This is a genomic window from Adhaeribacter rhizoryzae, assembly GCF_008629685.1.
Lineage (GTDB): Bacteria > Bacteroidota > Bacteroidia > Cytophagales > Hymenobacteraceae > Adhaeribacter > Adhaeribacter rhizoryzae.
This window is the reverse complement of record NZ_VWSF01000019.1, coordinates 93,654-107,329: the sequence shown is the minus strand read 5'-3', so window position 1 is coordinate 107,329 and position 13,676 is coordinate 93,654. Positions and strand designations below refer to the sequence as shown.

Here is a 13,676-nt window from a genome sequence, read left to right as displayed (position 1 = left end):
GGTATTAAATAATTATGCTTTAAAATTCTTCATTTTGCCAAAGGCATATTCCTCGTAGTGGCTCATCAGTTCGAAAACATCATATTCCTCCTTAACCCATTTCCCTTTCTTAAAGCGAAAACAATAGGTTAGCCTGTTGGAGTCGTCCTTAGCAAAATTATTAAATACTATTTCTAATTGGTCCTTTGGTTTAAAAACAATGGGGAAATCAAAGGCTCCGGGTTCGTTTAATCGGTTTTCTAAAGTGGTATTATTGATTATAAAGTCTGGGTCGGTTAACTCTGAGGGCATCATGGGCTCTCCCAATACAAATTCATCTTTGTCCTTCTCCCAACGGTGTAAAAGCCAGTAATTATTCAGCTTATCAATTGAAGGGCTTTTACAGGTGCAGAATTTTATTTTGTCGGAAACAACACACATTAGGCTACTTTGTATAATTCTGTTTCCAAATCTTTTACTGCTGCCATGTATTTGGCCCGGCTACCAAAAATGCCGTTTACAATTTCAATGGTCGAACCAAAGTCGCTTAGAGGTTTAACCTGTAAGACTTCCATACTTTCTATGTTTTCAATGCCTTCGTCGGCGTACTTATCGAGCAAGGTTTCTAATACCCTTCGGGTCTGCTCGCCGTATTTAGTAAAGTAGTTACGTTTCTTCACATTGTTAGCCCTGTCTTTGCGGGTCAAAGGCGGCTGGTCGAAAGCCACATGGCAAATCAAATCAAATAAATCAACCTGCTTGTCAACAGCTTCATACAATGCCTCTACCATTACACCTTGTTCCTGTAGTTCCGCAATTATGGCTTCTTTCCGGTCAGTGGCATGCCATTTACTTAAGAAATCGTCTAAAGAAGCATATTGCCCTTTGATTATTTCTTTGGTATGGTCTTTTAGACTGGTGGTAATGGGTTTACCATGTTGGTCGAAATGCAGTTCACGGGTTATTAATGCTGCTACATCCACCCCGTTAACATAAATTTTTGGTCTGGGCTCATTAATTATACTGCCGGACTTACCAGGTTCAGGGTGACGGATTTGTGGCCGCCCCATTTCTATTTCTTCGCCAGTTTCTGTATCGATAATGGGTTCGTTGTTAGTTTCTTCTTCGTCCACAATACCATCCAGCGTTGTTTCTTCTGTTACTGGTTTAATTCTAATTGGGTCACCGTCAAAATCGGGCCGGGCAAATTGGTCAGTGGCATTCCTGAAATCCAGAATGGTAAAATAGGATTTACCGTATTCTTCGTTTATCCGGGTGCCCCGCCCAATTATTTGCTTGAACTTGGTAGTAGAATTAATATTGGCATCCAGTACAATTACTTTGCAGGTTTGGGCATCAACACCCGTGGTCATTAATTCAGAAGTTGTAGCGATTACCGGATACTTTTCTTCAGGATTAATAAAATTGTCTAATTCCCTTTTCCCTTCATCATTATCGCCAGTAATTTGCATTACATATTTGTGATTTTGGGCAACCAAGTCCGGATTGTACCGGGCTAAGGCACTGCGCATCCGTTCGGCGTGGTCAATGTCTACACAAAAAACAATTGTTTTGGCAAAGCGGTCGTACCCTTTTAAAAACTCGGTTAATTTTTGAGCTACAGTATCGGTTCGTTCATCAATAACTAATTTGCGGTCAAAATCGCTACGGTTATAAATTCTATCTTCAATGGCATTGCCGTATTTGTCGGTTTTTCCTTGTTCCGGCCGCCAACCTTCCGCATCCACATTTAAACCAATCCGAATCACCCGGTAAGGGGCCAGGAAGCCATCATCAATTCCTTGCCTTAAAGAATAAGAATAAACCGGTTCGCCAAAATATTCGGAGTTGCTAGCTTCATCAGTCTCCTTTGGCGTGGCTGTTAAACCAATATGAGTGGCATTTCGGAAATAAGTTAAAATCTCCCGCCAGTTACTATCATCTTTGGCACTTCCTCGGTGGCACTCATCAATAATTACCAAATCGAAAAAGTCGGGCGAGAAGTCTTTATAAGCATCTTCAACGGCTGGTTCGTTATTACTTAACCCTTGGTATAAACCTAAAAATATTTCGAATGCTTTATCAGAGGAATCAATGCCTTTTTTCTTAGTAGATACTAACTCATCGCTGCCATCTTTCCCTATAACTACCTTCTTTTTAATGATGGTCATTATTCCTTTAAAGTGTTTAAAATCACCTTTGCGGGTTTGGTTTATCAAAGCTGTGCGGTCAGCGAGAAATAATATGCGTTTCTTGGCACCGGCTTTCCATAATCTATATGCTATCTGGAAAGCCGTATAGGTTTTTCCAGTTCCGGTTGCCATTACCAATAAAATCCGGTTCTGGCCTCTGCCTATAGCTTCCACCGTCCGGTTTATAGCAATCTGTTGATAATACCTAGGTTTTCGATTGGTTCCATCAAAGAAATATTCCTGGGAAGCAATTTTTTCAGCAGCAGGTGTTTCAATGCCTTTAAATTTTTTATACCGCTCCCAAAGTTCTTCTGGCGTCGGAAAATCATCTAAACTAAGTTCCGTTTCAATGTCGTTATCGGTAGCAGTCCTGTCATGAAATAAAAATCCATCACCATTGCTACTAAAAACACAGGGAATATCTAGAATTTTAGAATAATCAAGCGCTTGTTGGATTCCGGATCTTACAGAATGGTTATTGTCTTTCGCTTCAATAATAGCAACCGGAATGTTAGGTTTGTAATACAGAATATAATCAGCCCGTTTTCTTTTACCTCTTGCTGTAAATTTTCCCCGAACATATATTTTGCCGTCAGTAAAAGACACCTCTTCTAAAACTTGCATTTGCATATCCCAACCGGCTTTTTCTAAGGCTGGCGTTATAAACTTGGTGCAAATATCTCTTTCTGATAAATTCTTTTTATACATTAATTTAATGGGGAAATACACTTTGCAAAATACGACTTAGTTTGCATGCTTAAGCCAAATAGCAGTAAGAGATTTTAATATAGAACTAATCCATTATTTAATCCAATATTATTTAATCGAAATTTGTTTTAAGATTTTATATAAGGATTGTATGATTGAAATTAATTTTCAAAAACCCTTAAATTTCTCATTAAGAAGCAATCTTTTAATTCTGAATAGTTAATAAACTTGAAAATTATATATTAAAGCAAATATAAACAGTTTTCAATATATAATTATATAATGTGGTCAGACAACGAAACCACAAGTGATCTTCTTGACTTTCGGGTACATGCTGAATGATTAGAGAACTAATGTTTGATGATGGGATTTTACCCATAACATTAGGGGTGTTCGATGATTGGGATAACGGTAAGCCCAGTTTCATGAAGCTGATGGAGGTAAGGTTTCAGGAAGTTGGCAACTAAGCTAACAGAAAACCAGCAATTGTTCAATACTTGGTTAAGCACCGTTTATTTATGATTTTTTAATTTCAAACCGGTCGAAATAAATATGTTGTATTTCACTACGAAAATTATCGGCCACTTCAGTTAAATTTACAATGCCATTTCCCCCTTTTAAAAGGGATATGTGAGGCTGAAATTTTTTAGCTCCAAATGCGTTTCTGGATTTTGTACTCGGCTTCCGCATTCCCAAAATCTCAGTATTTTCAAATTGACATAGTTGCTCGCGATAGCTTTCAATTTGAGCACGCAATTCAGAAGTTTTTTGAATTCTAATTCCTACTTTATTATCTGCTGGCAAAAGATTAGGGTCTGGATTTTCTCCGCCTGGACGCATTACCATGAATCTTACGTATTTAGTCTCCAAAACATAGTGGCAAGATTGATTGATTTCGGAAACTTGATCATAAGCGTGCTTTGAGTAGTAAACCGTTATATGCAGATTCGACAGGATAAACTTTGGATTAATTTTATGATTTTCAAGGAAAAAATTTCGAATACTTCTTTCAGACTCTTTAGCAACGTGTAACAAAGCCCATGTCTCTGTACTAACATCAAATCCCGCTTTGGCAAATGCCTCTTTCATAGTTTTCTAATTGTGCCTAACCAATATATAAATACCATAATGACGTTTAGCTAACTGTTTCCTTAGCGATATCCGCCACCGAGCTGACGAATATACTATATATTTATATTGATATACAAGAACCAGGTAGAAAAAGGTGAATTTTAATTTTCCAGAAAAAGTACCAGAAAAATCCTTAAAAAAGGCCTGCCCAGAACGCTGCAAACGCCTTTTCTCCGATAACTGGTATTATGTAAAACAAGGGTTAAATTCTGGCTTTTGTTATATTTTCTTCCCTTTTGTAACTTTACTACTATTAGAGTTGCCAAAATACTCGGATGTTCTCTTTGCCGTTTTTGAGACAGATGATATCTGTAAAGCTTCTGTTCAATATTAAGCCATTACTATTAGATTTGTATTTATATTCTCTAGGAGAACCTTAAAAGATTAAATGCTTATTTAAATAAAGTTCAGCATTTACACCTAAGATGAAGTGAAGAAAATAGCTGTTTTTATATTGTTGTGTTTAAGCATACCTTCTTTGGGGCTGGCTCAAATTACCCCTGACAGCCTCAAAGCACAACAACTAAGGGAAATTGAGGTTACAGGGCAAAAGCCCACCATCCAGCGCTTAGCTAAGGAAAAAGATACGTTTATTTTTGCCGGCAAGAAAACCGAAGTTATTCAGCTGGAGAACCTCAACGCCAACATTACGGAGAAAACACCCCGTCAGCTGTTTGCCAAAGTACCGGGTGTTTTCGTCTACGACATGGATGGCTCGGGTAACCAGGTCAATATTGCTACCCGCGGCCTGGACCCGCACCGGGGCTGGGAGTTTAATATCCGCAAAAACGGCATCATCACCAACTCCGATATGTACGGCTACCCCGCCTCCCATTACAGCATGCCGATGGAAGCGGTGCAAAGGATAGAAATCGTCCGCGGCACGGGCTCGTTGCAGTACGGCGCGCAGTTTGGTGGCATGCTCAATTACGTTTCCAAGCAACCAGATTCTACCAAGGCTATTGGCCTGGAAAGCATTGCGGCCGCCGGTTCCTTTGGCCTGTTAAGTACTTATAATGCCATCAGCGGCACCGTTGGTAAGCTAAGTTATTATGCTTATTACAGTAAGCGCATCTCGGACGGTTACCGGGATAACAGCCAGACGGATTATGATGCCCAGGGCGTTATTCTGCGGTACCAACCCACCAAGGCCCTGCGGGTTTCAGCGGAGTTAGCCCGCTCTAACTATATCTACCAGATTCCGGGGCCTTTAACCGATAGCATGTTCCGGGCTAATCCCCGGATGGCCACCCGGAGCCGGAATTATTTCAATCCCGATATCTATGTTCCTTCCCTTACAGTAGACTATCAATTTTCAGACCGCACCCAGTTGCAGTGGACCACCTCCGCCGTGCTGGGAAACCGCAACAGCGTGCAGTTTGATAAACCGGCTAACGTAGTCGATACAATTGACCCGCAAACCCTGACTTATGCTCCCCGGCAGGTAGATATTGACCAGTTTCATAGTTATACTGCCGAACTTCGATTACGGCACCGCTACCAGCTAGGAACCCTGCCGGCGACTTTAGTTACAGGCCTACAGCTGATGCGTAACAACTTACATCGCTCTCAATTAGGCAAAGGTACTACGGGTACCGACTTTGATTTAACTTTAAGTCAACCAGGTTGGGGAAGAGACCTTAATTTCAACACAAAAAATATTGCCTTCTTTGCTGAGAACAGGCTGCTGTTAAGTCCTAAGTTTTCCCTAAGTCCCGGTCTCCGGCTGGAAAGTGGGCAATCTGATATGAGTGGCCAAATTACGTATTATCAAGCGCAGCAGCTGCCCAATACCATCAAGCACCGTTTCCCACTACTGGGTATCAATGCCGATTATGAGTGGCGGACCGGGCATAATTTCTACGCCGGCTTTTCCCAGGCTTACCGGCCCGTTATCTTCAAAGATATTATTCCGGCTTCCACTTTCGAGCGGGCGGATAAAAACTTGAAAGATGCTACCGGTTATAACCTGGAGGCGGGTTATCGGGGGCACCTGGCTTCCTTTACTTGGGACATCAGTTTGTTCCAATTACGTTACAATAACCGGCTGGGAAGTTTAATGCAAACAGATGAAGCCGGTGAATTTTATCTGCTCCGTACCAATACGGGTAACTCCTTAACCCGAGGGCTGGAGTTCTTCACCGAGTACCAGCAGGCGCTTGCCCCGGACTGGCATTTTTCCGCCTTTACTTCTACTTCCCTGATGGAGGCGCGGTATCTCCAGGCACAGGTACGGCAAGGCAACGAGAATAGGTCGATTAAGGGCAACCAGGTGGAAGCGGTGCCGCGGGTAATCAGCCGCAATGGCATGACTATTCGGCACCAGCCGTTCAGCCTTTCTTTGCTTTACAGCTATACCGCCAAGAGTTATGCCGACCCGCTGAATACGGTAACTCCCTCGGCTAACGGGGCAGTTGGGCTGGTGCCGGCTTATGGCATTCTGGATGTGAATGCGGCTGTTCGGATTTCCCGGCAGATTCAGCTCAAGGTTAACCTGAATAATGTCTTTAACACTTCTTACTTCACCAAGCGCCCCAGCTTTTATCCGGGCCCTGGTATTTGGCCTTCGGATGGCAGAAGCTTTAATGCCTCGATTGGTATCAAAATTTAAGAACCAAAAATCGGTTAATTGATTAGCTGCCAATAACGCAAATAGGTCTATAAGTGCCTTTATGTTCAACAAGTAAGGAAATCAAGAATCAAGTCGGTAGGGAATACCTGAAGCAACCAGAAGAGCGTGTAGAACTGGCCTTTAGGACCTTCACTAAAGGATTTATAAATGAGAAAGCCCTGCAAGCAGCATAAAGCAAAGGGGAAAAATAATTCTGTAGACAGGGTCTCATATAATCCAATTCTAATAGCAGGGCGCTTACAATATTAACGCTAACTAGCGTCCGCCCCGTCTGTTTATTCTCGAAAGCAGAAATCGAACCCCCATAATGACAAGCGGGACAAAGAGGGCTAACAGCGAAGCCGCTCTTTTGACGGATGTTACATAGGGGAGAATCCCTGCCAAGAGATGCATGCGTTGTGGATAGTTGTTCAAGAGAACCAAAACCGCAACATTCTCGGCAAAGTCAAATATCACATAAGTAAACGGTAAAGAAATTAGTAAGACCCGGAGGGAACGGTTGAGTTGAAGTGATGTTACCGCACGGAGCATTAGCACAAAAAGAAAAGGCAGCACGCTCAGGGGTAAGAGAATGTCAACAGTAAGGTTTCTAAAGGCATAACTCTTGCGTCCCTCTTCTTCATAATCCGAAAGGCGCTGGTAAGTTGCCTCTACTGTAAAAGAAGGAACTTGATCGAGCAAAATTCCACCGTTGCTCAATTCCAGGAAGCGCGGTACACTTCCAGGAAAATCAAGGAAATGGATGGCGAACACGACCAGAAAGGCCCAAGCAGTAGCAAACGCAAGTGTGCTGTTCTTTGTCATCCGTGTTCTACTCAATGTCTTGTCAGCACCATAGTAATTTATTTAAATTAAAAATAACCTTTAATTCTAATACGCTCCTGTTCTTGTATCAGCTAAACTTACAATTAAGGAACAGGGCTATGATGCACTTTAGCCTTCGCGTTGGTTCCTTTTAATTTTAGCTCCTAAATTAAAAAGTTACTCCATAACTTATGTAACCACCATGGACAAAGCTATTATTTATTTCCCTAAAAAACGGAGACTTCGTGCAAGCCAGGTTTTTCCGGGCGGGTACGAAGGCGATTTCAGAGCAGGAGCAAGCCAACACAATTGCGTGGCAGGGCACGAAACCTATATTTGATTTTACGATTTTAAGGTAAAACTGTAGCGACAATCTTCCCTTCTGATTCCCAAACACTTAATACTTTTTGATTGGCTAAGGTTGTTAACCGTGGATAGATACCGGCACCAATTATTTGGGTACTTAATTGATTGGGGGTAAGGGCCATAATATTATCGCCTTGTTGCCAAACCAGGTAATTTCCTTTGCTTGTTTTGGTTAAACTGCTCGCCCGTCCTTCTCCCATTTTTTGTTCCATGCCCCCCGGCTCCGCGTAGTAAATAGTGTTCTCGCGCCGCCAGGTAGTGCCCACTTTACCCTTGGCATCCAAGGCAATGGCGCCACCGTCCATGGGGCAGCCTTTCAGGTTCCAGGTGCCCTTTCCTAACTTTTGCGCCGGGCTGAAACTTTTGCCGCTATCTTTGGAATGCGCTAAATACATATCGCGGTTACCGCCTAACTCATTGCGGAACATCACATAAACATTGCCTTTCTGGTCGGCCGTAATAGAAGGACGGCAGCAAGGGCACACCCGTCCTTCCGGGGATTTGTAAACTAACGTGCTCTTCGACCAGGTTTTACCACCATCCGGAGAAGTAGCACTGAATATATTGTTTTTCTTATCCAGGCGCATATCTAGCCAAGTGGCATACACGGTATTGTCTTTACCCGGCGCTAAGGCCACAAACCCTTCTTTAGCCGTGGTATCACCTTTTAGAATATTAACCGGTTCTCCCCATTTCGTTTCCCCGTTTTTCAGGCGGTATGCCATTATTTTACCGGTATGCGCTGCCGCTGCAATTACCGTATAATCTTTGGTCGTAGTAATCTGGGGCCCCCTCGTCATGCCTAAGGCCAGTTTATCTTGGGTGGCGATGCGTTGCGGCTTTACAAAGTATTTGCCTTCATCTTTGGAATAGGTATAGAATATTTCTTTATCCTGGCCAAAAACCACTTTGATGTTATTGGCTTTATCAACCGCCATCGTGGGTTGCTTGCCAAAAGTGCTAATGGTCGTAATAGCCATTAACTTATCACTTTTCAGCTTAAACCCGGAATACAATGCCGTAATCAAGAGAAGGGTACCCAATAATATAATAGAATAGCGCATAGTAGTATTTATGATTTAACCCTTTAAGGTAAGTAATTACCCGGAATAATTTAACAGTTGTAAAATAAGGATTTAAGTAAAGTGCAAAATCTTATTACTCTTTCTTCAAATTCTGTAACAAGACCGGCTTTCCGGCGGATTACCTTTGTCGTATTATTTAATACAAAATTGTATTTATGAAAAGTGATATAGCTATTCCAACCGCGCCTTCAAAAACAGCGGATACCACAACTGCCCAGGTTTCGATGCCAGTTACTGGTATGACCTGTGCCGCCTGTGCGGTAAGCGTTGAATCGATGGTAGCCAATACCCCTGGTGTTTCCCAGGCGAACGTGAATTTTGCGACCCAGACTTTACAGGTTACTTATAATCCAAAGCAGGTCAAAGTAACGGATATGCAAAAGGCGTTGCAGTCCGTGGGCTATGATTTGATTATTGATACCGAAAATGCTCAGGAAATCCAGGAACAAACCCAGCAATCCCATTACCAGGCCTTAAAGAAGAAAACTTTGTTAGCCGGGCTGCTTACCTTACCCGTGGTTATCATCGGCATGTTCTTGATGGATTTGCCCTACGGTAACTGGATAATGATGGCCTTAAGTGCACCGGTGCTGTTCTATTTCGGTCGTAACTTTTTTGTCAATGCTTTCCGGCAAGCCCGGCATGGCAAAGCCAACATGGATACCTTGGTGGCCCTAAGCACCGGTACCGCTTTTGCCTTCAGTGTTTTTAATACCCTTTATCCGGCCTTTTGGCACGCGCGCGGCTTGCATCCCCACGTTTATTTTGAAGCTTCGGCCGTGGTGATTGTTTTTATATTACTAGGCAAGTTGCTGGAGGAACGGGCGAAATCCAATACTTCCTCGGCCATTAAAAAGCTCATTGGTTTGCAGCCGAAAACCGTTTGGCTCGTCGAGGGCGACACCGAGCGCGAGGTGCCGGTTTCCACTATTCAAAAGGGTAATACTTTACTAGTGCGGGCCGGCGAAAAAGTGCCGGTAGACGGAGAGGTGTCTTTTGGATCCTCTTTTGTGGATGAAAGCATGATTAGCGGCGAGCCAGTTCCCGTTGCAAAACAAGCGGGCGATAAAGTGTTCGCTGGTACCATCAATCAAAAAGGCAGCTTTCGGTTTGTTGCGGAAAAAGTGGGCAGTGAAACGTTACTGGCACAAATTATTAAGTTGGTGCAGGATGCCCAGGGTTCTAAAGCTCCCGTGCAGAAACTAGTCGATAAGATTGCCGGTATTTTTGTGCCAATTGTATTTGTACTGGCGCTTATAAGCTTAACGGCCTGGATAATTTTAGGGGGCGACAATGGTCTGACCCAAGGGTTATTAGCTTTTGTTACCGTGCTGGTAATCGCTTGCCCCTGTGCGTTAGGTTTGGCTACTCCCACCGCGATTATGGTAGGCGTAGGTAAAGGCGCAGAACAAGGCATTTTAATTAAAGACGCGGAAAGTTTAGAGCAGGCATATCGCCTAAACGCCCTGATTTTAGATAAGACTGGTACCATTACCGAAGGAAAACCGGTGGTAACCGAATTAGTCTGGTCAGAGGAGGATCGCCTGCGGCAAATGGAGCTAAGTTCGGTATTGCTTTCCATTGAGCAGCAATCCGAACACCCATTGGCGGAGGCAGTTGTACGGTATTTACGGGACCAGGTAGGTTCATCGGTTGTGTTAGACAGCTTTGAGAGCGTAACGGGTAATGGCGTAAAAGCAAGCTGGCAAGGCCATCTTTACCAAATTGGCAGCCCTAAATATATCAAGGCCCAAGGGATTTCTCTATCTGATGAGCTTTCCAGTTTAGCAGATACCTGGGCAGCGGCCGCTAATACCGTTATTTATTTTGCTGAAGAAGGAAAGGCTATTGCCGTTCTGGCCATTGCCGATAAAGTTAAAGACACATCCGCCAAAGCAGTGCAAGCCCTGCAGCAACAGGGTATTGAGGTTTACATGCTCACGGGTGATAATGCCCGGACCGCAGCTTCGGTGGCACAGCAAGTTGGCATAAAGCATTTTCAGGCAGAGGTAATGCCGGGTGACAAAGCAGATTTTGTGAAAAAGCTCCAGGGCCAAGGCAAAGTGGTCGGGATGGTGGGCGACGGTATTAATGATTCCCAGGCACTGGCCCAAGCAAATGTTAGTATTGCCATGGGTAAAGGTTCGGATATTGCGATTGATGTAGCAAAAATGACTTTGATTACCTCCGATTTGCAATTGCTGCCAAAGGCGCTGAAACTATCCCGTTTAACGGTAAATGCCATTCGGCAAAACTTATTCTGGGCTTTTATTTATAACCTCATTGGCATTCCGATTGCGGCCGGCGTGCTCTACCCTTTCTATGGATTTTTATTGGACCCAATGATTGCCGGAGCGGCGATGGCGCTGAGTTCGGTATCGGTGGTAGCTAATAGCTTGCGCTTAAAAGCCAAAAAGCTTTAATGACAAAAGGGAAGAAAGATTGTATTTACCTGGTACTATCGTTGAACAGACTGCCGCGAAAGAGCCTTCTTCAAAGCGCGGTTAAAGAGGTAATATAAACCGAAAACGGATATGGCGATGAGGGCGATGACTAGTAGTTTTCCGCTGGTACCCGTATCAGAATCTTGCAGTAAGAGGATAATATCCTGGGCTTGGGTGCCAAGCCAAAAGAAAAATAAAGTGCGGGGTAACATCCCCACAATACTGGCCAATAAAAATTTACGCTTGTTTACTTTCATCATGGCCAGTATAAAAGTCATCAAAGCAAAAGGCAGGACCGGAGATATACGGGTTAATATAATTAAGCTCCAGCTTTGGTGTTTTAGTTCTTCCATTACCGCAGCCGCTTTTTCGAAGTGGTTAACAAACTTAAGTAGTTTGCCCTGGTCAATTATTTGGGCTAATTGATACCCGATTAAGGAAGCCAGGGCATACGATATCACTACGCCCGGAAAACCGGCCCAGCCCAAGTAAAAACCGGTAAGTAAAGCAATAAAGGTGGTAGGGGTCAAGGCAAAAGCCATGGTTAAAGAAACAACCAGAAAATAAAGTATAATTTGACTTACGGTTAAATTTAGAAGCAAGTCCTGGTATTTATATAGTAGAACAGCTAAGGTTGAACTAACCGAAACCGGCACAATTACCAGAAGCGCCATGGAAATAAAGCTCCCTAAATTTTTTTGAAAAAGCTGTTTAAGCATATTTTTGCTATTAAAATCGAGGGTTGAATTAATTGTTTAATCGGCTTTTATTACGAACTACTTTCGTTCATATAAATCTCGCCAAGTTATTCCAGGTGGCATCCTTTTCAAGCATCATTTAAGTTAGTAGGTAGCCGCTGAAACGCGGAAAGGATAGGCTAAAGCAGGAAAACTGATTTAGGCCAGGGTAATCGTTTGGTCAGCATAAACATCCTGAACCAGGTTAAGCAGGTTGATGCCTTCTTTTAGGGGTCTTTGAAATGCTCTTCGGCCTAATATTAAACCCATGCCACCAGCGCGTTTATTTATCACGGCCGTCCTTACGGATTGCTGTAAATCGGTATCTCCTTGCGATTCCCCACCAGAATTTATCAATCCGGCCCGGCCCATATAACAATTTAATACCTGGTAGCGGCATAAGTCAATCGGGTGATCCGTAGCTAATTTATTATACATGTCCGGGTGCCATTTAGAAAAGTTGATGGCCTGAAAGCCACCGTTATTCTCCGGCATTTTCTGCTTGATGATATCGGCCTGAATGGTAACGCCCAAGTGATTCGCCTGACCGGTTAGGTCGGCAGCTACGTGATAGTCTTTATCATTTGTCTTAAAAGCGGCATTCCGGGTGTAGCACCATAAAATAGTAGCCATGCCCAACTGGTGCGCCCTTTCAAAAGCTGCCGCAACTTCTATCAACTGGCGGTTTGATTCTTCGGAGCCAAAATAAATGGTGGCCCCCACGGCCACTGCCCCCATGTTCCAGGCTTCTTCTACCGAACCAAACATAATCTGGTTGTGCTTGGTGGGGTAAGTAAGGAGTTCGTTATGGTTTATTTTTACCACAAAGGGAATCTTGTGGGCGTACTTGCGGGCTATCATTCCTAAATTTCCGAAGGTCGTAGCTACGGCATTGCACCCTCCTTCTATAGCCAGTTTAATAATATTTTCCGGGTCAAAATAAATGGGGTTGGGGGCGAAGGAAAAACCAGCCGTATGTTCAATATCCTGGTCGATGGGCAAAATGGACAAATAGCCGGTTCCAGCTAAGCGGCCGTGGTTGAACAAGGTGGCCAGACTGCGAAGGACGGGTATGCTGCGGTTGGTTTGTAAAAAGACCCGGTCTATAAAATCCGGTCCGGGTACCTGCAGCAAGTCTTTGGTCACGGTAGACGAAGTATATTGAAGTAAGTCTTCGGCATCCGTACCTAATATATCCATTATTTTCTGTTGTGGCATAACTCAATGGTTTAGTGATTCTAATTTAAAAGAATGAACCGCAATGCCCGGTTCTTTAACGCCCTTTTAGCTAGACAGCAGCTTTTAGCTTCTGGGCCATTTCCGGGGTGAGTGATTCGGCATATACCCCATACGCATCTACTAATATGCCTTTCAAATCCGGGGGAGAGGATACCGCATAAATAACCGAACTGTCATCGGGGTTACTCTGGCCTTCAAACCGGTAGGTTTCGTCTACGGTGAACTGTTCGGGCCTTAATTCCAGGTTTAGACGCGGACAAGCCAGGCAAAACGGCTTTAAGTTGAAATCTTCGGTATACCCCCGATGCTTTAAATCGTCAATGGCCTCCGAAAGGCTGTCATAGCTGTGTCTTTCCATA

General features: G+C 43.5%; 12 protein-coding genes. 4 read left to right on the top strand and 8 right to left on the bottom strand.

Translation table 11 applies throughout. The annotated features are described in order from the left end of the window. Positions 1 to 12: 12 nt before the first annotated feature. Positions 13 to 420, bottom strand: a complete 408-nt coding sequence (locus F0145_RS19945; RefSeq protein WP_150091234.1) for a hypothetical protein — start codon at positions 418 to 420, stop codon at positions 13 to 15. Further along, the gene (hsdR, locus tag F0145_RS19940; protein WP_150091232.1) at positions 420 to 2,879 is read right to left on the bottom strand and encodes an EcoAI/FtnUII family type I restriction enzme subunit R; all 2,460 of its coding nucleotides are present in this window, start codon (positions 2,877 to 2,879) and stop codon (positions 420 to 422) included. The genes F0145_RS19945 and hsdR overlap by 1 nt, the downstream gene beginning before the upstream one ends. 338 nt (positions 2,880 to 3,217) lie before the next feature. Here hsdR and F0145_RS26885 point away from each other — a divergent pair, with 338 nt between their 5' ends. Beyond that, entirely contained in the window at positions 3,218 to 3,346 is a 129-nt protein-coding gene (locus F0145_RS26885; RefSeq protein ID WP_262719856.1) for a hypothetical protein, read from the top strand. Between the two features lie 49 nt (positions 3,347 to 3,395). On the opposite strand, the gene F0145_RS19935 is transcribed toward F0145_RS26885, so the two are convergent. Then, positions 3,396 to 3,968, bottom strand: coding sequence for a hypothetical protein (locus F0145_RS19935; RefSeq protein WP_150091230.1), 573 nt, complete (start codon positions 3,966 to 3,968; stop codon positions 3,396 to 3,398). A gap of 136 nt (positions 3,969 to 4,104) precedes the next feature. Between F0145_RS19935 and F0145_RS19930 the strand changes: the two genes are divergently transcribed. Both F0145_RS19930 and F0145_RS19925 read left to right on the top strand, forming a co-directional pair. Beyond that, positions 4,105 to 4,344, top strand: coding sequence for a hypothetical protein (locus F0145_RS19930; protein WP_150091228.1), 240 nt, complete (start codon positions 4,105 to 4,107; stop codon positions 4,342 to 4,344). Positions 4,345 to 4,440: 96 nt separating this feature from the next. After that, positions 4,441 to 6,621, top strand: coding sequence for a TonB-dependent receptor family protein (locus F0145_RS19925; RefSeq protein WP_146905158.1), 2,181 nt, complete (start codon positions 4,441 to 4,443; stop codon positions 6,619 to 6,621). Between the two features lie 276 nt (positions 6,622 to 6,897). On the opposite strand, the gene F0145_RS19920 is transcribed toward F0145_RS19925, so the two are convergent. Both F0145_RS19920 and F0145_RS19915 read right to left on the bottom strand, forming a co-directional pair. After that, a complete protein-coding gene (locus F0145_RS19920; protein ID WP_146905161.1) occupies positions 6,898 to 7,446 on the bottom strand; it encodes a hypothetical protein in 549 nt (182 codons plus the stop codon). Positions 7,447 to 7,796: 350 nt separating this feature from the next. Further along, positions 7,797 to 8,876: a sialidase family protein gene (locus F0145_RS19915; protein WP_150091226.1), complete on the bottom strand. Its 1,080-nt coding sequence runs from the start codon at positions 8,874 to 8,876 to the stop codon at positions 7,797 to 7,799. A 176-nt stretch (positions 8,877 to 9,052) separates the two neighbouring features. Here F0145_RS19915 and F0145_RS19910 point away from each other — a divergent pair, with 176 nt between their 5' ends. Next, positions 9,053 to 11,320, top strand: a complete 2,268-nt coding sequence (locus tag F0145_RS19910; protein ID WP_223816164.1) for a heavy metal translocating P-type ATPase — start codon at positions 9,053 to 9,055, stop codon at positions 11,318 to 11,320. A gap of 35 nt (positions 11,321 to 11,355) precedes the next feature. Here F0145_RS19910 and F0145_RS19905 read toward each other — a convergent pair whose 3' ends face one another. From F0145_RS19905 to F0145_RS19895, 3 genes are all read right to left on the bottom strand, one after another. Further along, positions 11,356 to 12,015, bottom strand: coding sequence for a TVP38/TMEM64 family protein (locus F0145_RS19905; RefSeq protein ID WP_223816163.1), 660 nt, complete (start codon positions 12,013 to 12,015; stop codon positions 11,356 to 11,358). A gap of 222 nt (positions 12,016 to 12,237) precedes the next feature. Beyond that, positions 12,238 to 13,296, bottom strand: coding sequence for a class I fructose-bisphosphate aldolase (locus F0145_RS19900; protein ID WP_150091224.1), 1,059 nt, complete (start codon positions 13,294 to 13,296; stop codon positions 12,238 to 12,240). A 70-nt stretch (positions 13,297 to 13,366) separates the two neighbouring features. Further along, entirely contained in the window at positions 13,367 to 13,675 is a 309-nt protein-coding gene (locus F0145_RS19895) for a phosphoribosylpyrophosphate synthetase (protein ID WP_146905173.1), read from the bottom strand. Position 13,676: the final 1 nt, after the last annotated feature.